Here is a 23,159-nt window from a genome sequence, read left to right on the forward strand (position 1 = left end):
CCCCTCACCCTTGGAGGACCACCCGTTCCCGTGTTGGGTCTGGGCAGCATTGGACCCCATGCCGAGCATCATTGTGATGACGCTCGAAGCAGGAGTGCGTTGATTTTATTCCGCTGCGACACCCATCCGCATGCGCTCCATGTCTTCGAGCGCCCGGCGGTATTCGACCGGCATGACTTTCACGAATTTCGGCCGGAAGGCTTCCCAATTGTCGAGAATTTCCTTCGCCCGGCCCGAACCCGTGTAATGCATGTGGTTCGAGATGAGCTGCACGAGGCGTTCCTCGTCATGCCTGGTCATATTGGCCGAGACATCGACGCGGCCCTTATGGGCCAGATCGCCGCCGTGATGGTGCAGTTTTTCGAGAATATCGTCCTCTTCCGGCACCGGCTCCAGCTCGACCATCGCCATGTTGCAGCGCTGGGCGAAATCACCGGCTTCATCGAGCACATAAGCCACGCCGCCGGACATGCCGGCCGCGAAGTTGCGTCCCGTCTGGCCGATGACCACGACGACACCGCCGGTCATGTATTCGCAGCCATGATCGCCCGTGCCTTCGACCACCGCGATGGCGCCGGAGTTGCGGACGGCAAAGCGTTCGCCCGCGACGCCGCGGAAATAGGCTTCGCCTTCGATGGCACCGTACAGCACGGTATTGCCGACGATGATGGAATTCTCCGGTACGATTTTCGTATCGTGCGGCGGACGGACGACGATGCGGCCGCCGCACAGGCCCTTGCCGACATAATCATTGCCGTCGCCGATCAGCTCGAACGAAATGCCGCGTGCGAGGAATGCCGCAAAGGACTGCCCGGCCGTCCCGGTGAACGTGACCGAGATCGTGTCTTCCTTCAGACCCTTGTGCCGGTAGCGCTTGGCCACCTCACCCGACAGCATGGCACCCGCCGACCGGTCAACGTTCTTGATCGGCATTTCGATCTTGACCGGGATCTTGCTTTCCAGCGCGGGCATGGCCTGCTCGATCAGCTTGCGATCCAGGATATCGACGATCGGATGGTTCTGCCGCTCGGTCCAGCGCGTCTTTTCCTCCGCCGCTTCCGGCTTGTGGAAGATGCGGGTGAAATCGAGACCCTTGGCTTTCCAGTGATCGATCATCTCGCGCTTTTCGAGCAGTTCGGCCTTGCCGACGATCTCTTCCAGCCTTGTATATCCCATGTCGGCCAGGAACTGCCGCACCTCTTCCGCCATGAAGAAGAAGAAGTTGATGACGTGTTCCGGCGTGCCCTTGAAGCGCTTGCGCAGGACCGGATCCTGCGTTGCCACGCCGACCGGGCAGGTGTTGAGATGGCACTTGCGCATCATGATGCAGCCGGCGGAAATCAGCGGCGCCGTGGAGAAGCCGAATTCGTCGGCGCCCAGCAGGGCACCGATGATCACGTCGCGGCCGGTGCGCAGACCGCCATCGACCTGCAGGGCAATGCGCGAGCGCAGGCCGTTGAGCACCAGCGTCTGCTGGGTCTCGGCAAGGCCCATTTCCCACGGGGAACCGGCATGCTTGAGCGATGTGAGCGGCGATGCACCCGTGCCGCCATCATAGCCCGATATGGTGATGTGGTCAGCGCGCGCCTTGGCAACGCCGGCCGCAACCGTGCCGACGCCGACTTCCGACACCAGCTTGACCGAAACATCGGCTTCAGGGTTGACGTTCTTCAGATCGTAGATGAGCTGCGCCAGATCCTCGATGGAATAGATGTCATGGTGCGGCGGCGGCGAAATCAGGCCGACACCCGGCGTGGAGTGGCGGGTCTTGGCAACCGTTGCGTCGACCTTGTGGCCGGGCAGCTGGCCGCCTTCGCCGGGCTTGGCACCCTGCGCCACCTTGATCTGCATCATGTCGGAGTTGACGAGATATTCGGTCGTCACGCCAAAGCGTCCCGATGCGACCTGCTTGATGGCCGAGCGTTCTGGGTTCGGCTTGCCGTCCGGCAGCGGATAGAAGCGGTCCGGCTCCTCGCCGCCCTCGCCCGTGTTCGACTTGCCGCCGATCCGGTTCATGGCGATGGCAAGGGTCGTGTGCGCCTCGCGGCTGATCGAACCGAACGACATGGCGCCGGTCGAGAACCGCTTGACGATATCCTTGGCCGGTTCGACATCGTCGATGGAGACGGGCTTGCGCCCGGCATCTCCAGCCATCCTGATCTTGAACAGGCCGCGTATGGTCTGCGCCCGGGCGGACTCGCTGTTCACCAGATCGGAATATTCCTTGAACGTGGTGGCCGACTCCGTGCGCACCGCGTGCTGCAGCTTGGCTACCGCATCCGGCGACCAGAGATGCGCCTCGCCGCGCATGCGGTAGGCATATTCACCGCCGACATCCAGCGTGCTGAGCAGGACCGGATCATTGCCGAATGCATCGCGGTGGCGGCGCACCGTCTCCTCGGCCACTTCCTCCAGGCCGACACCTTCGATGGTCGTTGCCGTACCAAAGAAGAAGCGGTCGACGAATTCCGACTTGAGGCCGACCGCATCAAAAATCTGCGCGCCGCAATAGGACTGATAGGTGGAGATGCCCATCTTGGACATGACCTTGAGAATGCCCTTGCCGATGGACTTGATGTAACGCGATACGACTTCCTTGGAGTCCACCTCCGGCGGAAACTCGCCGCGCTTGTGCATGTCGAGCAGCGTATCGAAGGCAAGATAGGGGTTGATCGCTTCCGCGCCATAGCCGGCGAGGCAGCAGAAATGGTGCACTTCGCGCGGCTCGCCCGATTCCACGACCAGACCGACGGAGGTGCGCTGGCCCTTGCGGATGAGGTGATGGTGGACGGCAGCCGTCGCCAGCAGTGCCGGGATCGGAATGCGGTCCGGCCCGACCTGACGGTCAGACAGGATGATGATGTTGTAACCGCCATGCACGGCCGCCTCGGCGCGTTCGCACAGACGCTCCAGCGCACCGGCCATGCCAGCCGCGCCTTCCTCGACATTATAGGCGATATCCAGTGTCTTCGTATCGAAGCGGTCTTCCGTGTGGCCGATGGAGCGGATCTTTTCCAGATCGCCATTGGTCAGGATCGGCTGGCGCACTTCCAGGCGCTTGCGGCGGGACGTGCCGACCAGATCGAAAATGTTCGGACGCGGACCGATGAACGAAACAAGGCTCATCACCAGTTCCTCGCGGATCGGATCGATCGGCGGATTGGTGACCTGCGCAAAATTCTGCTTGAAATAGGTGTAGAGCATCTTCGACTTGTCGGACATGGCCGAGATCGGCGTGTCCGTACCCATCGAGCCGATGGCTTCCTGGCCTGTCGTCGCCATCGGCGACATCAGCAGCTTGGTGTCTTCCTGCGTATAGCCAAAGGACTGCTGGCGGTCGAGCAGGCTGACATCCTTGCGCAGCGCGCGCGGCTCGACCGGGCTCAGCTCTTCAAGAATGAGCTGGGTATTCTTCAGCCATGTCTTGTAGGGATGCCGGTTGGCGATCTCGGACTTGATCGTGTCGTCGGAGACGATTTCGCCCTTTTCCATGTCGATCAGCAGCATGCGGCCGGGCTGAAGCCGCCACTTCTTGACGATCTTCTCTTCCGGTACCGGCAGCACGCCGGCTTCCGACGCCATGATGACGAAATCGTCGTCAGTGACGATATAGCGGGCCGGACGCAGACCGTTGCGGTCGAGCGTCGCGCCGATCTGGCGGCCATCGGTGAAGGCAACCGCTGCCGGGCCATCCCATGGTTCCATCAGGGCAGCATGATATTCGTAGAACGCCTTGCGGTCGTCCGACATCAGCTTGTTGCCCGACCATGCCTCGGGAATGAGCATCATCATCGAATGGGCGAGCGAGTAGCCGCCCTGGAACAGGAATTCCAGCGCGTTGTCGAAACAGGCCGTATCGGACTGGCCTTCATAGGAGATCGGCCAGAGCTTCGAGATGTCGTTGCCGAAGAATTCGCTGTCGACAGACGCCTGACGCGCCGCCATCCAGTTGACGTTGCCGCGCAGGGTGTTGATTTCACCATTGTGCGCAACCATGCGGTAGGGATGCGCCAGCTTCCACGACGGGAAGGTGTTGGTCGAGAAGCGCTGATGCACCAGCGCCACCGCGCTGACGAAACGCGGGTCCTTCAGGTCCTTGTAATAGGCGCCGACCTGATAGGCGAGGAACATGCCCTTGTAGACGATGGTGCGCGCCGACATGGACACGACGTAGAAGTCGCTCTCCTTGCCGCCGTTCTCCTGATAGATGCGGTTGGAAATAACCTTGCGCAGGATAAACAGCCGGCCTTCGAAATCCTCATTGGATTCGATGTTCGGGTTGCGCCCGATGAACACCTGGCGGTGGAACGGTTCCGTCGCCGCGATATGCGGCGCCTTGGACAGGGACGAATTGTCGACGGGAACATCGCGGAAGCCGATCAGCGTCTGACCTTCCGAGGCGATCACTTCCGTAATGACGGTTTCGATATTGGCGCGCTCTTCGGCATCCTGCGGCATGAACAGATAACCGACGGCGTAATGATTGACCGGCGGCAGCTCGACACCCTTTTCGGCCCATTCCGCGCGGAAAAACGCATCGGGAATCTGCACGAGCATGCCTGCGCCATCGCCCATCAGCGGGTCGGCGCCGACGGCACCGCGATGCGTCAGGTTTTCGAGCATGAACAGCCCGTCTTCAATGATCTTGTGCGACTTGACGCCCTTCATATGCGCGACGAAGCCGACGCCGCAGGCGTCATGTTCATTGCGCGGGTCGTACAAGCCTTGTCGGGTGGGAATGCCGGACGATTTATTGGTTTTGACCGCACGGTTCTGTACGGCCTGAGCAAGTTCAGTCGTTACAGATGGCGTCAAATCCGACATCGTCAATCCCTCCAAATGGGCCCCTTGGGGCGGTCAATTCCTCGCGGGACGGAATAGCATATATTCCTGCCCCTTCTGGTGCGGCATATCTTCCGGTTGCAAACTGCGGTCACCATTTTGAGGACGGAAGCACCCTTGCTTGCCATCCCGCGCTTGGATCGTGCAAATTAGGACAGCATTGCTGTCATATCCTCGTATGCCAGAATAATTCCAAACAAACAAGATGGAAAAGCAAAAAATAACAGCATTGGACGAAATATCATTGCGCAAACATCGGGTGTTTCATGCATTTCATTTCGAGACAGGCGTTTTCCCCTAAATAAGCAAGGAAAAACAGATGGTTCCGCCACGCACCCTGAAAATCCCTTGCGGGAAAGACATCATCTTCTGCTTTCCAGCCCGCGGGGAAAAGCGTAAGCGTGGCGGCGTCAGTTCCACATCCGAGGTTGTTTCATGCTTTTCGCATCCGATAATTGGGCCGGAGCCCATCCGAAAATTGCCGAAAATCTGACCAGACATGCCAGCGGTTTCGCCGCGGCCTATGGCACGGGAGATCTCGACCGCGCCGTCCAGCAGACATTCAGCGCAATTTTCGAGCGCGACGTCGCCGTCTTCTTTGTCGGGACCGGAACAGCGGCCAATTCCCTGGCGCAGGCCAGCATCGCCCGCCCGGGCGGCATCACCTTTGCCCACCGCGAAGCGCACATGATTGCCGATGAGGCCGGCGCGCCGGGATTTTTCGCGAGCGGAGCACGGGTCCAGGCCATCGACGGGCCGACAGGCCGCATCGCCATCGACAATCTGCAAGCCGCCCTGAACGGTTTCCCCAAGGGCCACGTCCATGCGGGCCAGCCGATGAGCGTTTCCATTACGCAGTCGACCGAAAGCGGCACACTGTATGAATTGGCCGAGATCGCCGCCATCTCGGCCATCTGCAAGGAGAATGGCCTGCCGCTGCACATGGATGGCGCGCGTTTTGCCAATGCGCTTGTCTCGCTTGGCTGTTCCCCCGCTGAAATGACCTGGAAGCAGGGCGTCGATATCCTGTCATTCGGCGGCACCAAGAACGGCTGCTGGTGTGCGGAAGCGCTGGTCTTCATGAACCCCGAACAGGCAAGGCAGATGCCCTATATCCGCATGCGGTCGGCGCAGAATTTTTCAAAATCCCGCTTCATCGCGGCCCAGTTCGAGGCTTATTTTGCCGATGGGCTGTGGCTGGAAACGGCAACGCATGCCAATGCCATGGCAGCAGAACTGGCAAAGCTGATCAGCAATTCGAACGATCTGCGTCTCGCCTGGCAGCCGCGCGCCAATGAAGTGTTCGCGATCATGAAAAAGCAGACATCGGCAAAACTGCAGGCGGCAGGCGCCGTTTTCTATGACTGGCACACGCCCCATGCCGAAAAGGGTCATGTTGCCGAAGACGAGACGATCACCCGTTTTGTCACGAGCTTTGCCACGACCTCCAAAGACATCAGCCGCTTCGGCGACCTGATCGCATAAAAAAAGCGGCGCAAACGCGCCGCTTCTTTCACTCCGGCTTTCAGAGCTTAGTGGGCAGTCTTGGCTTCGATCTGCTTGGCTGTCTTTTCCGACAGGGCAGTGACAGCGATCTTGCGCGGCTTCATTTCCTCGGGAATTTCGCGCTTGAGATCAATGTGCAGCAAGCCGTTTTTCAGGCTGGCACCACTGACTTCAACGAAATCGGCAAGGTGGAAGCGGCGTTCGAAGGCGCGGGAAGCAATGCCGCGATACAGGGTTTCGGCATTATCGTCCGATGTTTCGGCACCCTTCTCGCCCGTTACCTTGAGCTGGTTGCGATGGGCTTCGATCTGGATTTCGTCTTCCGAGAAGCCGGCAACGGCCATGGTGATGCGGTAGGTGTTCTCGCCTGTCCGCTCGATATTGTAGGGCGGATAGGACTGGGCACCGTCTGGCTGAGCCAGCGAGTCGAGGATGGTGAAAAGCCGGTCAAAACCGACAGTCGAACGATAGAGTGGGGAAAAATCCACGTGACGCATAGTAAGCCCTCCTTTAGAGCGACAATGTTGCGTGTTCTGGCTCGTCAAGAGACTCCCTCAATCGGCAAGTCCCGCTGAACCAGTGACCCCGTTATGGCGGTCACATCAGGTATTTGGGAAACGGTCAAAGCCATTTCAAGCCCCCTTTTGCTGCCGAATGTTCCGGTTTTTACACATCCCAACGCATCCCGCAGCGATGAACGCCAGATGAACGCGCCCTTCGGGATACGTTCACACGCCCTCCCCTATAAACACATCCAACGCCGGGATTTGACCGGCAAGAGACGAGGACAAGATGATGAAAAAGACTGTTCTGGCACTGACCGCCGCCGCCCTGCTGGTCACAGGCTTTTCTGCCTCGGCCATGGCCGACGACTTCACCTATCGCGGTGACCGGGCAATCTACATGGATGGCCGCGGTGACATGGATGGCCTGCTTGTTCAGGACCGCCGCTTCTATGGTGATCGGCGTGGAGAATGGCGCCGCGATGAGCGCTTCCGCGACCAGATCGGTCCGCGCGAAGTAACCCGCATGCTGGAGCGCCGCGGCTACCGTGTCCGCGATGTGAACTTCGAACGCGGCCGTTATTTTGTCCAGGCATGGCGCCGCGGCGCGCCGGTTCTGGTCACCGTATCCCGCGATGGCGACATCCTCGATACCCGTGTGATGGGCGATCGGCGCGGCTACCGCGACCGGCGCAGCGACAACGGGTTCAGCATCGAGATCCGCCCGGCGAACGGCTACTGATTTCCTGAGATCGTTCCAGGTGTAACGTCCCTTCCGCCTGGAATGTACTGACCGGAAGCCCTCCCAAGGGTTTCCGGTCATTTTTTTGTTTTTACGAGAACCCGGTTTGACCTTTATTGCCATGCATTTTATCAAAAGGTGCAAAATGCACCCGTGTGATCCCCCATGGGCGGGACGAGGACTGACCGGTATTCATGACCCATCCGCTTGTCGAAACAGCCGCCAATCCGACACCGCAGGATGCCCGCGTTGCCGCATTGCCGCTCAAGGGCGGCAGGCAACTGCGCTACGCGATTTTCCCCGCCACCACCCATCCCGTCCAGGGCACCGTGATCATCCTGCAGGGCCGCAACGAATGCATTGAAAAATACTTCGAGACCATCCGTGACATTGCCAAGCGGGGTTTTGCCGTGGCCACCTTCGACTGGCGCGGCCAGGGCGGATCGAGCCGCCTGCTGAAGGACCCGCTGCGCGGCCATGTCCGCAGTTTCGACCATTATGCGGCCGACCTGGAGCTGCTGTTCGAAAGCGTGCTCCTGCCCGACTGCCGCGGACCGTTTTACGTACTGGCCCATTCCACCGGCGCGCTGGCGGCGCTTCTCGCAGCGCCTGCCCTGGCAAACCGCATCCGCCGCATGGTGCTGATGGTGCCGCTACTCGACGTCAACGGCAGCCGGCTCGGCAAGATTCTGCTCAGCGCCGTCGCCAATAGCCTGCGGCTGACCGGTCTCGGCGGGATGTATATCCGCGGCGGCAAGCCGGTGATCAAACCCTTCGCCCTCAACGAGGTCACATCGGATGCCGCGCGCTACCTGCGCAACAGCGAAATAGTGAAAACCGCGCCGGAGCTCGCCATTGGCGGCCCGACCGCCGGATGGATCGCCTCGGCGGCCAAGGCGATCAAACGGGTGACGAATCCCGATTATATCGAGGCGATCCGCATCCCCAGCCTTGTCGTCGCCGCCGGGGCCGACAGCGTAGTGTCCACCCCGGCAATCGAACGGTTCGCCCTGCAATTGCGCAATGCGACACTGATCACCATCGACGGCGCCAAGCATGAAATCCTGCAGGAAAAGGATTTTTACCGCGAACAGTTTTTCGCGGCATTCGATGCCTTCATTCCCGGAACCGGCGGCGACATGGCCGGAATCGAGAACGAACAGGCCACGGAGATGTGAGCTTTCAGCGGTTGAGAAGCTCCAGCGCCTGCGCGTGCAGTTCCTTTGAGCCCGCCGCCACGATATCGCCGGCCTTTTCCGCCGGGCCGCCATCCCAATTGGTGATGACACCGCCCGCCTTTTCGATGATCGGCACCAGCGCAACGATATCGTAGGGATGCAAGGCGGTCTCCACCACCAGATCGACGAAACCGGCGGCAATCATGGCATAGCCGTAGCAGTCGGCGCCGTAACGCGGCATGCGCACGCTGCGCTCCATACGGTCATAGGCCTCGCGCTTCTTGTCCTTGAACAGGGCGGGCGTCGTGGTGAACAGCGTGGCCTGGGCAATGTCCGGATTCTGCCGGGTTTTCAGCTGGCGCGCGCCACCCGGTCCCTCGTAATAGGATGCCGTGCCGTCGCACATGAACAGCTCACCGGTGAAGGGCTGCGCCATGACGCCGGCCACCGCATCGCCATCGATGGTCAAGCCCGCAAGCGTGCCCCACACCGGCAGGCCTGAAATGAAGGCGCGCGTGCCGTCGATGGGATCGATCACCCAGACATGCGAGGCGTCGAGATTTTCCGAACCGAACTCCTCGCCCATGATGCCGTGAGCGGGAAAGGTGCTGTTGATCAGCGCGCGAATCGCCCGTTCGGCTTCCCTGTCAGCCTCGGTGACCGGGTCGAATCCCACCTGATATTTGTTGTCGATGGACGAAACGGTGCGAAAGCGGGGCAATGTCTGCGCTGCCGCAACCTCGGCAATCCGCCGCAAAAACGAAAGTTCAATGGCCAAAATGGTTCCTCGCGATCAAAATTTTCTCATTTACCTGCATTGTCGGCTAAATTATTGCATTTTTTTTAGGCACATAATTATCGTGCTTAAAAAAACGCACAAATCACTTGACATTTGTGCGATGCAGCATAGATTGGTTAACAGACGGGGTGACCTGTCTATGCCCTCCTTGGGCGTTTCCTCCCTAGACTTGGACCGCGCACTTGCGCGGTCTTTTTTTGTTTGCAGACGGGCAACAGCAACAAGACCTCATTCCGCCGCGAGCGGCACATCGAGGAAGTGGAAGTCCGGCAGCGAAACGAGATCGGCCAGGAACTGGCTGATATCGCGCTGCAGCTGCCCGAAGCCCGATTTGCGCTCGTAATTGTGCTCATTGAGATAAAGGCCGCGATTGACCTCGATCTGCAATGCGTGGAAACGCTTGAGCGGACGCCCGTAATGCTCGGTGATGTAACCGCCCGCATAGGGCTTGTTGTGCGCCACCGCATAGCCCATCTCGCGCAGGAGATGGATGGCCGTGTGCGTCAATTCCGGCGAACAGCTGGTGCCGAACCGGTCCCCGATGATGAAATCCGGGCGCAGGCCGCTCTCCGGAAACCGGATGCCGGTGGGCATGGAATGGCAATCGACGAGAACGCCATAGCCAAAACGGCTGCGCGTTTCCACCAGCATCCCGGCGAGCAGCGCATGATAGGGCTTGTAGATCGTGGTGATGCGGCCGAGCGCTTCCTCGACGGGCAGTTTCTGCGCGTAGATTTCCTGCCCTTCGCCGACAAGGCGCGGAACGGTGCCAAGACCGCCGGCAACCCGGGCCGAATTTGCATTGGCATAGGAGGGAAGCGAATCGCTGAACATCTTCGCGTCGAGTTCATAGGGCTCGCGGTTGACGTCGAGATAGGCGCGGGGGAAATGCGCCACCAGCATCGGCGCACCGAGCATGACGCTGGCGGCAAAGAGCTGGTCGACAAAACAGTCTTCCGAGCGGCGAATCGTTTGCGCATCGAGCTGCGACTGCTGCAGGAAGGCCGGCGGATAAACCTGACCGCTGTGCGGCGAATTGAACACAAACGGAATACGCTGGTCAGCCGGCCGGCGCAGTTCATAGGGCAGCTTGTCAGGGAAATCGCGCTCGAGGGTCATCATTCACTTCGACGGTTTGCTTGAATATGCCGTTACTTTAGAGCAACTTCGCCCCGGAGGGAATTGATCAGCCGCCAAAGGCAGCGGAACTTTTCCGGGCTGACCGGACCAGGCGTATTCTTCGATCGCCCGTCTGCGATCTTGCTCGACTTTTCCGGGGTTCCCCCTTATTTTCAGCAAATCATTCACGCGATCTTTACCAAAAAAGCGTCTTGTTAAGCATGATGGGGCGCCTGTCTGGGGATGATCAGGCGACAGACAATTCGGACGGACTGATGAAGAGAATCCTGCTAGCAGAAGATGACAATGACATGCGGCGCTTCCTGGTGAAGGCGCTGGAGAAGGCAGGATATCACGTCACGCCTTTCGACAATGGCGCAAGCGCCTATGACCGGTTGCGCGAAGAGCCATTTTCACTGCTGCTCACCGACATTGTCATGCCGGAGATGGACGGCATCGAGCTGGCACGCCGCGCGTCGGAAATCGACCCGGACCTGAAAATCATGTTCATCACCGGCTTTGCCGCCGTGGCGCTGAATTCCGATTCGAAAGCGCCGAAGGATGCGAAAGTGCTTTCCAAGCCTTTCCACCTGCGCGACCTCGTCAATGAGATCGAAAAAATGCTGGTAGCGGCCTGATCAAAGGCCCTATCTGCCTGCTCCGGTGAAGAAAGCCTGATAACTTCTTCCAACCCTATTGACGGACCGGAATCAATATGGTGTATGCGCCCCTGTCGGATGGGCGTGTAGCTCAGCGGGAGAGCACTACGTTGACATCGTAGGGGTCACAGGTTCAATCCCTGTCACGCCCACCATCCGAACTTCCCTGAACCATATTCTGTTTGCATCAGCGGTTCGTGGCAGCTTTGCCGCGTGACGGCGACACCCGCCAAAGGCAACCCGGGCTGTCAGAGACAGCCGAGGTCAGCCAGTGTCTGCCGCACTGCCTCGTCGATCGGTGTCCTTGGCTCGGCCGCGAGTGTACCGACCAGCCGCGTGTTCGTCATGCGCAGCGGCTGCTTCCACAGATACCGCATCTCCTTCAACTCATGCATGAACGCATTGAAGGGTGCCATGATCGGCACGATCCACCAGGGAAACGATCTGATCTTCACCGGGCGGCCAACCACACGCCTGATGGCGGCTGCCATCTGCATGCCGTCCGCATCCCAGAAGCCTTCCATGTGATAGACCGCGAAACGCGGAAGGGTTTCGGCCCGGTCGACCAGTTGGGCCATTGTTTCAGCGACATCGGGAAGAAACGCCCATTGATGTCCGATGCCGCGCCTTGAAGGGTTGCTGATGAGCGATACCGCCTTTCCCGGCGTGACAAGCCCTTGCGAGAACCAGTTGTTTGCGGCCTTCGGGCCAAAGAAATCACCAGCGCGCACGATCAGGACGTCGAGACCGGATACAGAAGCATCCTTCAGACGCTGCTCCATCATGACACGCAGCCTGCCTTTTCGCGTGACGGGATGTTGCGGACTGTCCTCACCCAGAACCGGAAAGGCATCGGGTCCGAAATTATAGACAGTGCCGGGCAGAAGCACGCGGGCACCCACCCGTTTTGCCGCCGCGATGGTATTGTCGAGCATGGGCACGACAAGCTTCTCCCAGTCCCGGTATCCGGGCGGGTTGACGGCATGGACGATCAGGGACACGCCCTCTGCTGCCTTGCTGACATCCACCGGATTGAGGGCGTCACCCGCAATCCATTCGAAATCACCCGCGGTTTTCCCGGCCTTGCCGATGTCGCGCGTCAGGGCCTTGATATGCCAGCCTCGTTTCAGGAGGTTGCGTGCTACCGCACCACCGATGCCACCTGTTGCACCCAATACAAGCGCCATCTTCTGTTCTGTTGATTGCATGTGCATTTTCTCCGTTGTCTCGCCAACAATGCACCAGCAATACGATAAACAAAATTGACAAAATTCATTGACTAGCTATACATAAATAATGCAACAGATGCCGAACTGGGATCTTTACTGGACTTTTCTTCATGTCATCCGGCACGGCTCACTGTCGGCAGCAGCACGTGAGCTCGGTTTGACACAGCCTACGGTGGGACGGCATATCGATACGCTGGAGGACCTTATTGGCGCCCAGCTCTTCACCCGCTCGCCGAACGGCCTGCTTGCAACCGATGCCGCGCTGGAATTGCAACCCTACGCGGCCGCCATGGCTGCCAATGCCGCGGCACTTGTCCGTCTGGCAACAGCACAGCGTGACGCGGTGGAAGGCACGGTACGCATTGGCGCGAGCGAGGTTATCGGCACCGAAGTGCTTCCACAGATACTCGCGCCGCTGCTTGAGACATATCCCGACTTGCACATCGAGTTATCCGCCTCCGATACGGTCGAAAATCTCTTGAACCGCGAGGTTGATATTGCTGTCAGAATGGCAGAGCCCACACAGGAGGCGCTGCTTGTGCGCAACGTCGGAGGCATTTCGCTCGGGCTCTACGCGCACCGTGCCTATCTTGCCAGATACGGCGCGCCCCGTACGCTGGCAGAATTGAAAAATCACCGGCTCATCGGGTTCGACAAGCAGACCGCCTTCATACGCAGCGTCGAGAAACGCTTTCCGATGCCGCATGAGCTTAAGTTCAGCTATCGCACGGACAACAATCTGGCCCAACTCGCCGCTATCCGGTCAGGAATTGGCATCGGCATATGCCAGGACAGTCTCGGCCAGGCAAATCCTGACCTCGTATGCCTGCTGCCCGACGCGTTTTCGATCATACTTCCCACCTGGATCGCCATGCACGAAAACCTGCGGTCTTCACACCGCTTTCGGCTGATCTTCGATACGCTGATCAGAGGCATGCTTGCCCATATTGAACTGGCGTCAGGCAGGAAGGTGCAAGGCCCCCCGGCGTTCTGACGTGCTGATCACAACAGTGAGTACGGCTTTGAAACAATACGGCAGCGCGCAAGGGATGACATTTGGCTCATAAAAGTCTATCGACAGCCCCATCGATGATCTGATCCAATTTTCGGAAAGCCTTGGAACCATGAAGAACGCTATCACGCTCAAGCAGTTGAAGGCCGGTGTCGGCACAGAAATCGGCTGTTCGGAATGGCGCGTGGTCAGCCAGGACATGATCGACAAGTTTGCCGATGCGACCGATGATCACCAGTTCATCCACACCGATCCGGAGCGCGCGGCCAAGGAAACGCCGTTCGGCGGCACAATTGCCCACGGCTTCCTGACCATCTCGCTGCTGTCGACGCTCGCCTATGAGGCATTGCCGATGATCGAAGGCGCGACGATGGGCATCAATTACGGTTTCGACAAGGTGCGCTTCATGGCGCCGGTCAAATCCGGCAAGCAGGTGCGTGCCCGCTTCAAGCTGGTGGATGCGGATATCCGCCCGTCCGGCCGTGTGCTCAACAACTACGAAGTCACCCTGGAAATCGAAGGTTCGATCAAACCGGCACTCGTCGCCAACTGGCTGACGATTGCCGTGCTCGAGCATCCGCCGGAAATGGACTGATCAGGCGCGGATCGCCTCGACAAGCCGCCCGGCATCGTCCAGCGGCGGCGCACTGTCACGCACGGCCAGATCCTGGAAGGCAAACGGCCCCTGCACGAACATGCCCATATCGTAGGCATTGCGGATCTGCGCGCCCTTCAGGAACAGAAGGTGCATCTTGAAAAAATTCTTCTTGGCACGCGCATAGCGCTTGGCGCTGTGAATGTGCTTGAACCGGATACGCCGGATCAGCGGTTCGGTGCGCGGGGTTATGCCCAGCGCCGCAGCCGGGTTCGACCGGTAGAAATGCACGATATCCGCAATGGTCTGATACTCCGCCCACAGAACCGGCGCATCCTGCAGGACAACCCGCACGTCTTCCCGCAAATCCGTTGCACACGGATGAAAGGCGATCATCAACAGGCACGAGCCGGTCGCCACCAGCGAAACCGGCTGTTGCCTGATGAGCTGCGGCGCACTGCGCCAGACATCGGCAATGGCCTCGACAGCCGGCACCGTGCCCAGGCTGTGCCCGATGATGACCACCTCATCCGCGCCGCTCTCCCGCAGCTTCTCGGTCAGGTGGTCGGCAAAAGCCTTGCGCCGTTCCAGCAAAGCCGGGCTGCGGCGGTAGATCCGGTCTGACGCCGCCGCCCAGTCATCCAAGAGGTAGGAAAGGAACACCTTTTCTCCCGGCCAGCGGATCAGGAGGCGGGCGATGGCGAGCGCCAGGGGAATGGTCCAAAACATGTGGTAGGCGCTGAAACCGCCAAACAATGGTCCAAGCCCGATCAGCAGCGCGACCAGCGAAATGAAACAGGTCAACGCAAACGGCCACATGAAAAAGATGCAGAACCGCCAGCTTGTGCGCAGATACCGCCAGAAGGTGCCGGTGATGAGAATATCGAGAAACGCCATCAGGCCGGTGGCAAAGCGCGTTACGACATTGCGCGCGGAATAGGCATCGAAGATATCGGCCGTGCCGTACTGGCAGAACTCGGTTTCTACCGTCCAGTTCGCCCCGGTTGTATCAAGCTGCATCGAGGCGATGTTCGGCCCCTCCGGCTGCATGGGCCCCGCTTTGGTTTTCGTGTGCCAGAGCGTGTTGAAATCGGCCGAGGCATTGAGATAGCGCCCGCGCACGGCATCGGGATGCAGACCTTCATAGCCTGTAAAATTGACAACAAGGCGCTTTTTGACAGCCATAAACCACTCTCGCGACGCGACCGCGCGAATCGGCAGCCATCGGCATTCTCATTATGGCAAAGCACGGCGCAATTGTGATCGATAATTTCACCGGCGATCAATCTGCACACTATTATTACGCGGGGCTGTCAAATACCCGCGCATTCGGCAAAAAAAAGATCATCGTTGCATTACGCAATGTGCGTGGTTCGACAAGCTCACCATGAGGAAGGTGGTTTGGCTGCAAAGCTAATCGGGACCGTTGCAGAATATAGCTCCCTGCAATCCTCCGTCTCCCTCATGGTGAGCTTGTCGAACCACGCACAAATGGGTGGGCCGGCTTAAGTCGTATGATCAGACAGCCACGTCCCGCGCGGATTCCTGCAGAAAGCTGTAGGCATAGCCGGAGAAGGAGCGCCAGCATTCAACACGGAACGTGTCCTCGGCCGTCCGCCACAGCACGATCTCGATCTTGCCGAGCACCGTGCGCGAGGCCGCGCCGACCGGAAAGGCGCCGAGCGACAGGTCCTGCGGGCAACCGCCATTGACAACAGCATCGGCACCCCGGCCGGAGACAATGATCCCGACATTGCGATGGGAGACGTCGACGGCGGAATGCAGCACCTTCACCTTGGCAAGATCGGCCACCAGCGAGCTGCCGTCCGCATCGATGAGAAGCCATTCATCCGGACCGATCCACAGGGCCGCACGGTTGCCCTGACTGGTGGTTGTCTTCGGCTTCAGCGGCAGGGACAGGCCGAGCGCCTTGGACAGCGCCGCCACCGCATCCGGCCGCGCCCGCAGCGAAACGCGGGTGGCGTTATCAGCAAGGGTTACCGATACGGACCCGACTCCGGCGTGGCCGGTCTGCAATGGATGCGCGCGCTGCGCCGTTTGAGCAAGGTCAGCCATTCAACCGTTCTCCCTTTTCGTCGAAGAACACCGTTCCGGTCACTTCCACTTCGATCACACCATCGGGCATCGGCACATACAGCGTTTCGCCGAGCCGCTTTGTTCCGTCGATCACCAGGGCCATGGCAATCGACCGGCCGCAATTCTGCGACCAGTAGGAGGATGTCACATGGCCGATCATCGTCATCGGCACGGGCTGGTTCGGATTGGCGACGATCTGCGCGCCCTCCTCCAGCACCACATGGGCATCTTTGGTCTTCAGGCCAACCAGCTGCTTGCGTCCATCCGCCACCAGGTCGCGGCGCAGCAGGCCGCGAATGCCGACATAGTCCGTCTTGTTCTTGCCGATGGCCCAGGTGAGGCCCGCATCCTGCGGCGTCACTGTGCCGTCCGTGTCCTGGCCGACGATGATATAGCCCTTCTCGGCACGCAGCACGTGCATGGCCTCAGTGCCATAGGGCGTCAGGCCCAGCGGCTTGCCGCGCTCGTAGACGGCTTCCCAGACGGCCCGGCCATAATCGGCAGGCACGTTGATTTCATAGCCCGCTTCACCGGTGAAGGACATGCGGAACAGCCGCGTCGGCACACCGCAGATCCTGCCTTCGCGCACGCTCATATGCGGCATGGCCTCATTGGAAAGGTCGATGCCTTCCACCAGCGGCGCGATGATCTCGCGGGCTTTCGGCCCCTGCACCGCAATGACGGCCCATTGCTCGGTCGTCGAGGTCAACCAGACGTTGAGGTGCGGGAATTCCGTCTGCAGATAGTCTTCCATGTGGTTCATGACGCGCGGCGCACCGCCGGTCGTCGTCGTCACGTGGAAGCGATCCTCAGCCAATCGGCCAACGACGCCGTCATCATAGATGAAACCGTCTTCGCGCAGCATGATGCCGTAGCGCAGGCGGCCGACACCGAGTTTTTCCCATGGGTTGGTGTAGAGCAGCTCAAGGAACTTTGCCGCATCGGGCCCGACCACTTCGATCTTGCCGAGCGTCGAGGCGTCGAAGATACCGGCCTGGTTGCGCACGGCGACGCATTCGCGGTTCACCGCCGCATGCATGTCTTCGCCCGCCTGCGGATAATACCAGGCGCGCTTCCACTGCCCGACATCCTCGAAGGCCGCGCCCTGCGCCGCATGCCACGCATGCATCGGCGTGCGGCGGGTCGGATCGAACAGGTCATGCCGTGCATGGTTGACGATCGCACCGAAAGTCACCGGCGTGAACGGCGCCCGGAAGGTTGTCAGGCCAACAGCCGGGATCGGCCGGTTGAGCGCTTCGGCGGCAATGGCCAGCCCGTGCAGGTTGGAGGTCTTGCCCTGATCGGTGGCCATGCCGTTGGTGGTGAAACGCTTGACATGCTCGATGGAATGCATGCCTTCGCGCACCGCAAGGCGCACGTCCTTGGCGGTCACGTCGTTCTGGAAATCGACGAAAGCCTTGACCGTCGTATCGGCACCGGCGCCCGGCGCCGAGCCGATCATGCCGAGAACCCAGTCGGTTCCGCCCGTTGCCTTGAGCGCTGTGGTCTTGCCCTTGAAACCGGTCTCGCCGGCAAGCTTGCCGCCTGCGGCAACGGCTTCGTCCAGCGCCTGCTGCAGCCCGTCGCTGCCATTGCAGGCACCGACCGAGACGCAATCCTGCGCATAGGTGCCGGGCAGGAACCGCTCATTGGCGGCATCCCATGCCACCTTGCCGCGCGATTGCGAGAACAGGTGCACGGATGGCGTCCAGCCCGCCGACATGATCAGCGCATCGACCACGACCTTGCGCTCGCTGCCGCCCCGGTTGGGGCGGATGCTGATGGAGGAGACGCGGCGCATGCCGCCGGCGCTGAACACCGCATGACCGGTCACAACGTCGATGCCAAGCGAACGAGCTTCCTCGATCACCGGCGAGGATGGATTGTCGCGCGTGTCGACGATGACAGGGATATCGACGCCGGCGCGCTTCAGATCGATGGCCGCCGCATAGGCGGAATCATTGGCGGTGTAGACGCCGACTTTGCGGCCGACAGCGACACCATACTGGTTGAGATAGGCGCGCGCCGCCGAAGCCAGCAGAATGCCGGGACGGTCATTGTTGGCGAAAACCATGTGCCGTTCGATGGCACCAGTCGCCAGGATGACCTTCCTGGCACGCACCTGCCACAGGCGCTCCCTCGGCATGTCGGAACCGGGATTGCTCAGATGGTCGCTGATCCGCTCGACAAGGCCGACAAAATTCTGGGCGTAGTAACCGAACGCCGTGGTGCGGGTGAGAACCGTGACGTTGTCCATGGCGCGCAGGGATGCCAGCGTTTCCGTCGCCCAGTCATAGCCCGGCTTGCCATCGATGGTCACATCGGTCTCGTAGCGCAGTGCGCCGCCCGCTTCCGCCTGCTCATCGCAGATGATGACCCGGGCACCGGTTTGCGCGGCGCTGAGCGCAGCGGCAAGCCCGGCGGCGCCGCCGCCGACAACCAGTACATCGCAATGGGCGAAACGGTTGGAATAGCGGTCCGTATCGGCTTCACCCGGAACAACACCAAGACCGGCCGCCGCGCGGATCTTTGGCTCGTAGATGGTTTTCCATGCGAACTTCGGCCACATGAATGTCTTGTAGTAGAAGCCGGCGGGCAGCATGGGCGAGAACACATCGTTGATCGCACCGACGTCGAAGGTCAGCGACGGCCAGCGGTTCTGCGACTTGACCTTCAGCCCGTCATAGATCTCCTGCACGGTCGCCCGCACGTTCGGCTGCTTGCGGGATTTGTCCCGCTCGACATCGACAAGCGCATTCGGCTCTTCGCTGCCTGCGGAGAGGATGCCGCGCGGACGGTGATATTTGAACGAACGGCCGACCAGATGAATGCCGTTGGCCAGCAGCGCCGAGGCCAGCGTGTCGCCTTCAAGACCCGTCAGGCTCTGCCCGTCAAAGGTGAAGCGGACGGTTTTCGCCGGAACCAGGCGGCCGGCACCGGCAATACGGTTGCTTCCGGAGTGGGATGGAATGCTCATGGCTTACAGCTCCCCTTTCTTGGCGCGGGGGGCGCGTTTCTTTGCAGGTTCAGCATCGGAAACGGTTTCCGGATTGAGAAGCGTTTCGACATCCGGGCGCGGTTCGCCCGCCTTGTAGACGGTCAGGAACTTGTCGGAGACGGAATCGCGCACGGCATTGAAGAAACGCCCGCAGCCATGGATATGCCGCCAGCGCTCGAACTGCAGCCCCTTGGGGTTCTGGCGGAAATACAGGAAGGCTGCAAAGTCTTCGTCCGATTGTTCCGATATGGCCGGGGAACGCACGAGATGCGCTTCACCCGCGTTGCGGAATTCCAGCTCCGGGCGCTCTTCTTCGCAATAGGGGCATTTGATGAGAAGCATTGTCGTCGTCTCGTTTCTTGAATCTGTCAGTGCGCCACGGCGGCGGCGGCGGCTTCGTCGATCAGGCGCCCGGTGGTGAAGCGCTCGAGCGTGAACGGCGCATTGATCCGGTGCGGCTCGTCGCGGGCGATCGTATGGGCGAACACATTGCCGGAGCCGGGCGTTGCCTTGAACCCGCCGGTTCCCCAGCCGCAATTGACGTAGAGACCGGGGACAGGCGTCTTGGCGAGGATCGGCGAACGGTCCGGCGTCACGTCGACGATACCGCCCCAGGACCGCAGCATTTTCAGCCGCGTCAGCACCGGGAACATTTCGCAGATCGCGTCCAACGTGTGATTGATGATGTGCAGGCCGCCGGTCTGGGAATAGGACGTATACTGGTCCGTCCCCGCACCGATGACCATTTCGCCCTTGTCGGACTGCGAAATATAGGCGTGCACGGTGTTCGACATGATCACGCACGGAATCAGCGGCTTGACCGGCTCGGACACCAGCGCCTGCAGCGGATAGCTTTCCAGCGGCATGCGCACGCCGGCCATGTTCATGATCACCGAGGTATGACCGGCGGCCACCACACCGACCTTCTTGGCATTGATCGGGCCGCGATTGGTATCGACGCCGACAACCGCGCCATTGGCCGCCCGGCGAATGCCGGTGACTTCGCAGTTCTGGATGATATGCACGCCGCGATCGGCAGCCGCGCGGGCATAGCCCCAGGCGACGGCATCATGACGGGCGGTGCCGCCGCGCCGCTGCAGGGCCGCGCCGATGATGGGATAGCGCGCATCGGCGGAGAGGTTGATCGGCGGGCAGAATTCCTTGACCTGTTCCGGCGTCAGCCATTCATTGTCGATGCCGTTGAGCCGGTTGGCATGGATATGGCGCTTGAACACCTGGACGTCGTGGATATTGTGCGCCAGCATCATCACGCCGCGCGCCGAATACATGACGTTGTAGTTAAGGTCCTGGCTCAGGCCCTCCCACAATTTCACCGCATGTTCGTAAATGCCGGCCGATTCGTCATAGAGATAGTTGGACCGGATGATCGTGGTGTTGCGGCCGGTGTTGCCGCCGCCCAGCCAGCCCTTTTCCAGAACTGCGACATTGGTGATGCCATGTTCCTTGGCCAGGTAGTAGGCGGTGGCAAGACCATGTCCGCCAGCGCCAACAATGATGACGTCATATTCCGACTTGGGTTCGGGCGACGTCCATTGCTGCTCCCACCCCTTGTGGGCACGCAATGCCTCGCGGGCCAAAGCAAACACTGAATATTTCCGCATCATTCAATCCTTTGCAGAGCTTTCGGCCGTACCGGTGACCTTGGCAGAGCGTTTTGTTCCACGATTTGCGAGAGCAGTATCCTGTCCTGAAATCGACATCGATTTTCAAGCGCAGGATCGCACTTTTATGCATCAGTAACGCATCCGCTCAAAGGTCTTTTGCCATTTTGCGACGGAGATTGGCGTTCCGTGCCGGTTATTCTAAAATTGCACGGGCGCATGAACCGGCGGCGGGGAAGAATATCCGCCATTTTAAACAGCTTCACCATGGACATTCCATTGCCATTCTGATAATGGCCTCGTCAGTTTGCGATGGATGACCGTCGCGAAGTTTGGATTGCTGACCCACTGACCAAGGATATGGGTTCGGATTCAAGCTCAACGAAATTCTAAGAGATACAGGATAAAACGTGCAGGTACTCGTACGCGAAAACAATGTTGATCAGGCTCTCCGCGTTCTCAAGAAGAAGATGCAGCGCGAAGGCATGTTCCGCGAAATGAAGATGCATGATCATTACGAGAAGCCCTCGATCAAGCGCGCCCGCCAGAAGGCAGAAGCCATCAGCCGCGCCCGCAAGCTTGCCCGCAAGCAGGCACAGCGCGAAGGCCTTCTGCCAATGCCAGCACGCAAGGCACCGGTCCGCGCTTCTGCGGCTCGTTGATCAGCATTTATTAACGCCTTGACACAATAACGGGGTGGAGTGGCTTGCGTCACACCGCCCTTTTTGCGTTTTCGATTGAACGGGATACCAAGAGTATGACACATTCACTTGAAATGGTTTCGTATCGCGACCCGCAATCGGTATTCAAGGCGTTGCGCACCACCGGACTGGTGATCGCTTCGGTTCTCACCCTGGCTGTTGCCGGGTGCCAGACCTCGACCAGCGACATGACCGGGATCGACAAGGCGCAAGGGTCTTCCGAGAACATCAGTTCGCTCGACAGCGTCATCCGCAGCAATCCCCGTGATCCCGAAGCCTACAATGTGCGCGGCTCCGCCTTCGGCCGGGCCGGCCGCAACAGCGATGCGATCAAGGATTTCAACACGGCGCTGCAGTTGAACCCAAATTTCTACCAGGCCTATGCGAACCGCGCGCTGGTCTACCGCAACATGGGCAACACGGCCCAGGCGGCAGCGGACTACAGCAAGTCCATCCAGATCAATCCACAATATGACGCCGCCTATATCGGCCGCGGCAATCTCTACCGCCTGTCGGGACAGCTCGACCGCGCCTTCAGCGATTTCCAGCAGGCCATCCAGCTCAACACCACCGATCCCCGCGCCTATCACAATCGCGGCCTGATCTATCAGGCGCGCGGCCAGCACAAGCAGGCGATCGAAGATTTCTCCACGGCGATCTCGCTGCAGCCCGATGCCGCCGAGCCCTATAACGGCCGCGGCATTTCCTATGTGGCCATGGGCGATGACGACAACGCCTTTGACGATTTCAACAATGCGATCAAGCTGGACGGCACGATTGCCGAGGGCTGGGCCAATCAGGCGCTGATCTACGAGCATCGCGGCGACAAGGCCCGCGCGGCGAAATCCTACGCCAAGGCAGCGCAGCTCGATCCCAAGTACAAGCCCGCCCTTGATGGCCTGGCGCGCACGCGCTCCTGATCCCATCCCATGAAGCGGTTCGTCATTGTTTCCGCTCATCCCCTGAAAGAAAGCCTGTGCGGGCACCTGACCGCATTGGTGACGGCTGAGATTGCCGCGTCACCGCATGAACTGCAGCTGTTCGATCTTTATCAGCGTGGTTTTGATCCCAGGCTTTCGCCCGCGGAAAGGCAAAGCTACTACACCACGCAATACGATGCCTCCGAAGTCACGGACGACTCCGCGGCCTTGCAGAATGCGGATGTGCTCATCCTGGTTTTTCCCACCTGGTGGTTCGGACTGCCTGCCATCCTGAAGGGCTGGATCGACCGGGTCTTCGTGCCCGGCACCGCCTACGACCATGCGCCGGACTTCGGCCGGATGATCCCCCGTCTCAACGCTATGACCGCGTGCATCGCCATCACCACGCTCGGATCGCCCTGGTGGATCGACCGGCTGATCATGTTCCGTCCGGTGCGCCGTATTCTCGGCACGGCCATCATCGGCACCTGCGCACCCAAGGCGCGCTTCTCCATACTGTCGCTCTACAATTGCGAGAAACTGGCCCCTGCCCGGCTGGTCGCATTTGAACAGAAGGTCCGGCGGACGATCCAGAAGACCCTGACATGAAAAAGCCCGCCGGTTTGGCGGGCTTTCC

The 23,159-nt window shown here is 60.1% G+C and carries 20 protein-coding genes and 1 tRNA gene; 11 read left to right on the plus strand and 10 right to left on the minus strand.

The window, feature by feature from the left end; genetic code table 11:
• Positions 1–105 precede the first annotated feature (105 nt).
• The gene (gene gltB / locus AC1Q5O_RS11355; RefSeq protein WP_492562993.1) at positions 106–4,824 is read right to left on the minus strand and encodes a glutamate synthase large subunit; all 4,719 of its coding nucleotides are present in this window, start codon (positions 4,822–4,824) and stop codon (positions 106–108) included.
• A 453-nt stretch (positions 4,825–5,277) separates the two neighbouring features.
• Between gltB and AC1Q5O_RS11360 the strand changes: the two genes are divergently transcribed.
• Complete coding sequence (locus tag AC1Q5O_RS11360; RefSeq protein ID WP_492562995.1) at positions 5,278–6,327, plus strand: threonine aldolase family protein; 1,050 nt, start codon at positions 5,278–5,280, stop codon at positions 6,325–6,327.
• A 47-nt stretch (positions 6,328–6,374) separates the two neighbouring features.
• Here AC1Q5O_RS11360 and AC1Q5O_RS11365 read toward each other — a convergent pair whose 3' ends face one another.
• Positions 6,375–6,845, minus strand: coding sequence for an Hsp20 family protein (locus tag AC1Q5O_RS11365; protein ID WP_492562996.1), 471 nt, complete (start codon positions 6,843–6,845; stop codon positions 6,375–6,377).
• Between the two features lie 298 nt (positions 6,846–7,143).
• Here AC1Q5O_RS11365 and AC1Q5O_RS11370 point away from each other — a divergent pair, with 298 nt between their 5' ends.
• Positions 7,144–7,593, plus strand: a complete 450-nt coding sequence (locus tag AC1Q5O_RS11370; RefSeq protein WP_492562998.1) for a hypothetical protein — start codon at positions 7,144–7,146, stop codon at positions 7,591–7,593.
• A 194-nt stretch (positions 7,594–7,787) separates the two neighbouring features.
• Positions 7,788–8,771, plus strand: coding sequence for an alpha/beta fold hydrolase (locus tag AC1Q5O_RS11375; protein ID WP_472460552.1), 984 nt, complete (start codon positions 7,788–7,790; stop codon positions 8,769–8,771).
• 4 nt (positions 8,772–8,775) lie between these two features.
• Here the strand turns inward: AC1Q5O_RS11375 and hisN are convergent, their stop codons facing one another.
• Entirely contained in the window at positions 8,776–9,549 is a 774-nt protein-coding gene (gene hisN / locus AC1Q5O_RS11380) for a histidinol-phosphatase (RefSeq protein ID WP_492563001.1), read from the minus strand.
• 249 nt (positions 9,550–9,798) lie between these two features.
• The gene (locus AC1Q5O_RS11385; RefSeq protein WP_223615960.1) at positions 9,799–10,689 is read right to left on the minus strand and encodes an N-formylglutamate amidohydrolase; all 891 of its coding nucleotides are present in this window, start codon (positions 10,687–10,689) and stop codon (positions 9,799–9,801) included.
• Between the two features lie 275 nt (positions 10,690–10,964).
• Here AC1Q5O_RS11385 and cpdR point away from each other — a divergent pair, with 275 nt between their 5' ends.
• Together cpdR and AC1Q5O_RS11395 are read left to right on the plus strand one after the other, a co-directional pair.
• Positions 10,965–11,327: a cell cycle two-component system response regulator CpdR gene (gene cpdR / locus AC1Q5O_RS11390; protein WP_091878276.1), complete on the plus strand. Its 363-nt coding sequence runs from the start codon at positions 10,965–10,967 to the stop codon at positions 11,325–11,327.
• 101 nt (positions 11,328–11,428) lie between these two features.
• A tRNA-Val gene (locus AC1Q5O_RS11395) sits at positions 11,429–11,503 on the plus strand.
• 93 nt (positions 11,504–11,596) lie between these two features.
• On the opposite strand, the gene AC1Q5O_RS11400 is transcribed toward AC1Q5O_RS11395, so the two are convergent.
• On the minus strand, positions 11,597–12,556 hold the full coding sequence (locus AC1Q5O_RS11400; RefSeq protein WP_492563004.1) for an NAD(P)H-binding protein: 960 nt from the start codon (positions 12,554–12,556) through the stop codon (positions 11,597–11,599).
• Positions 12,557–12,644: 88 nt separating this feature from the next.
• On the opposite strand from AC1Q5O_RS11400, the gene AC1Q5O_RS11405 reads away from it, so the two are divergent.
• Both AC1Q5O_RS11405 and AC1Q5O_RS11410 read left to right on the plus strand, forming a co-directional pair.
• Entirely contained in the window at positions 12,645–13,571 is a 927-nt protein-coding gene (locus tag AC1Q5O_RS11405) for a LysR family transcriptional regulator (protein ID WP_492563006.1), read from the plus strand.
• 130 nt (positions 13,572–13,701) lie between these two features.
• Positions 13,702–14,184, plus strand: coding sequence for a MaoC family dehydratase (locus AC1Q5O_RS11410; RefSeq protein WP_223615957.1), 483 nt, complete (start codon positions 13,702–13,704; stop codon positions 14,182–14,184).
• Here the strand turns inward: AC1Q5O_RS11410 and AC1Q5O_RS11415 are convergent, their stop codons facing one another.
• Positions 14,185–15,369, minus strand: coding sequence for an alpha/beta hydrolase (locus AC1Q5O_RS11415; RefSeq protein WP_492563008.1), 1,185 nt, complete (start codon positions 15,367–15,369; stop codon positions 14,185–14,187).
• A 53-nt stretch (positions 15,370–15,422) separates the two neighbouring features.
• Here AC1Q5O_RS11415 and AC1Q5O_RS11420 point away from each other — a divergent pair, with 53 nt between their 5' ends.
• Positions 15,423–15,575 (plus strand): hypothetical protein, encoded by a 153-nt coding sequence (locus AC1Q5O_RS11420; protein WP_492563009.1) that lies wholly within the window; start codon positions 15,423–15,425, stop codon positions 15,573–15,575.
• Positions 15,576–15,702: 127 nt separating this feature from the next.
• Here AC1Q5O_RS11420 and AC1Q5O_RS11425 read toward each other — a convergent pair whose 3' ends face one another.
• From AC1Q5O_RS11425 to AC1Q5O_RS11440, 4 genes are read right to left on the minus strand one after another with little or no spacing between them, the layout of a single operon-like run.
• Positions 15,703–16,260 carry a sarcosine oxidase subunit gamma gene (locus tag AC1Q5O_RS11425; protein ID WP_464661469.1) on the minus strand — a complete coding sequence of 186 codons (558 nt, stop codon included), beginning with the start codon at positions 16,258–16,260 and terminating at the stop codon, positions 15,703–15,705.
• On the minus strand, positions 16,253–19,258 hold the full coding sequence (locus AC1Q5O_RS11430) for a sarcosine oxidase subunit alpha (protein ID WP_492563012.1): 3,006 nt from the start codon (positions 19,256–19,258) through the stop codon (positions 16,253–16,255). Before AC1Q5O_RS11430 ends, AC1Q5O_RS11425 begins: the two co-directional genes overlap by 8 nt.
• Before the next feature lie 3 nt (positions 19,259–19,261).
• Entirely contained in the window at positions 19,262–19,621 is a 360-nt protein-coding gene (locus tag AC1Q5O_RS11435) for a sarcosine oxidase subunit delta (RefSeq protein ID WP_223615953.1), read from the minus strand.
• Positions 19,622–19,647: 26 nt separating this feature from the next.
• On the minus strand, positions 19,648–20,901 hold the full coding sequence (locus tag AC1Q5O_RS11440; RefSeq protein ID WP_223615952.1) for a sarcosine oxidase subunit beta: 1,254 nt from the start codon (positions 20,899–20,901) through the stop codon (positions 19,648–19,650).
• A gap of 410 nt (positions 20,902–21,311) precedes the next feature.
• On the opposite strand from AC1Q5O_RS11440, the gene rpsU reads away from it, so the two are divergent.
• From rpsU to AC1Q5O_RS11455, 3 genes are all read left to right on the plus strand, one after another.
• Complete coding sequence (rpsU, locus tag AC1Q5O_RS11445; protein ID WP_099997993.1) at positions 21,312–21,563, plus strand: 30S ribosomal protein S21; 252 nt, start codon at positions 21,312–21,314, stop codon at positions 21,561–21,563.
• A 113-nt stretch (positions 21,564–21,676) separates the two neighbouring features.
• Complete coding sequence (locus AC1Q5O_RS11450) at positions 21,677–22,522, plus strand: tetratricopeptide repeat protein (protein WP_288194351.1); 846 nt, start codon at positions 21,677–21,679, stop codon at positions 22,520–22,522.
• 9 nt (positions 22,523–22,531) lie between these two features.
• Positions 22,532–23,131 carry an NAD(P)H-dependent oxidoreductase gene (locus AC1Q5O_RS11455; RefSeq protein ID WP_492563016.1) on the plus strand — a complete coding sequence of 200 codons (600 nt, stop codon included), beginning with the start codon at positions 22,532–22,534 and terminating at the stop codon, positions 23,129–23,131.
• Positions 23,132–23,159 lie beyond the last annotated feature (28 nt).

The organism is Phyllobacterium sp. MT110 (genome assembly GCF_058792715.1).

What these genes read in the sequence shown, in the direction of transcription:
- AC1Q5O_RS11375 (WP_472460552.1), top strand. Translation starts at nt 7,788, where the DNA reads ATGACCCATCCGCTTGTCGAAACAGCCGCCAATCCGACACCGCAGGAT.
- AC1Q5O_RS11420 (WP_492563009.1), top strand. Translation starts at nt 15,423, where the DNA reads ATGGCAAAGCACGGCGCAATTGTGATCGATAATTTCACCGGCGATCAA.
- AC1Q5O_RS11410 (WP_223615957.1), top strand. Translation starts at nt 13,702, where the DNA reads ATGAAGAACGCTATCACGCTCAAGCAGTTGAAGGCCGGTGTCGGCACA.
- AC1Q5O_RS11370 (WP_492562998.1), top strand. Translation starts at nt 7,144, where the DNA reads ATGAAAAAGACTGTTCTGGCACTGACCGCCGCCGCCCTGCTGGTCACA.
- AC1Q5O_RS11365 (WP_492562996.1), bottom strand. Translation starts at nt 6,845, where the DNA reads ATGCGTCACGTGGATTTTTCCCCACTCTATCGTTCGACTGTCGGTTTT.
- AC1Q5O_RS11385 (WP_223615960.1), bottom strand. Translation starts at nt 10,689, where the DNA reads ATGACCCTCGAGCGCGATTTCCCTGACAAGCTGCCCTATGAACTGCGC.
- AC1Q5O_RS11440 (WP_223615952.1), bottom strand. Translation starts at nt 20,901, where the DNA reads ATGCGGAAATATTCAGTGTTTGCTTTGGCCCGCGAGGCATTGCGTGCC.
- cpdR (WP_091878276.1), top strand. Translation starts at nt 10,965, where the DNA reads ATGAAGAGAATCCTGCTAGCAGAAGATGACAATGACATGCGGCGCTTC.
- AC1Q5O_RS11405 (WP_492563006.1), top strand. Translation starts at nt 12,645, where the DNA reads ATGCAACAGATGCCGAACTGGGATCTTTACTGGACTTTTCTTCATGTC.
- AC1Q5O_RS11415 (WP_492563008.1), bottom strand. Translation starts at nt 15,369, where the DNA reads ATGGCTGTCAAAAAGCGCCTTGTTGTCAATTTTACAGGCTATGAAGGT.
- AC1Q5O_RS11430 (WP_492563012.1), bottom strand. Translation starts at nt 19,258, where the DNA reads ATGAGCATTCCATCCCACTCCGGAAGCAACCGTATTGCCGGTGCCGGC.
- AC1Q5O_RS11425 (WP_464661469.1), bottom strand. Translation starts at nt 16,260, where the DNA reads ATGGCTGACCTTGCTCAAACGGCGCAGCGCGCGCATCCATTGCAGACC.
- AC1Q5O_RS11360 (WP_492562995.1), top strand. Translation starts at nt 5,278, where the DNA reads ATGCTTTTCGCATCCGATAATTGGGCCGGAGCCCATCCGAAAATTGCC.
- AC1Q5O_RS11400 (WP_492563004.1), bottom strand. Translation starts at nt 12,556, where the DNA reads ATGCAATCAACAGAACAGAAGATGGCGCTTGTATTGGGTGCAACAGGT.
- AC1Q5O_RS11435 (WP_223615953.1), bottom strand. Translation starts at nt 19,621, where the DNA reads ATGCTTCTCATCAAATGCCCCTATTGCGAAGAAGAGCGCCCGGAGCTG.
- AC1Q5O_RS11450 (WP_288194351.1), top strand. Translation starts at nt 21,677, where the DNA reads ATGGTTTCGTATCGCGACCCGCAATCGGTATTCAAGGCGTTGCGCACC.
- gltB (WP_492562993.1), bottom strand. Translation starts at nt 4,824, where the DNA reads ATGTCGGATTTGACGCCATCTGTAACGACTGAACTTGCTCAGGCCGTA.
- AC1Q5O_RS11455 (WP_492563016.1), top strand. Translation starts at nt 22,532, where the DNA reads ATGAAGCGGTTCGTCATTGTTTCCGCTCATCCCCTGAAAGAAAGCCTG.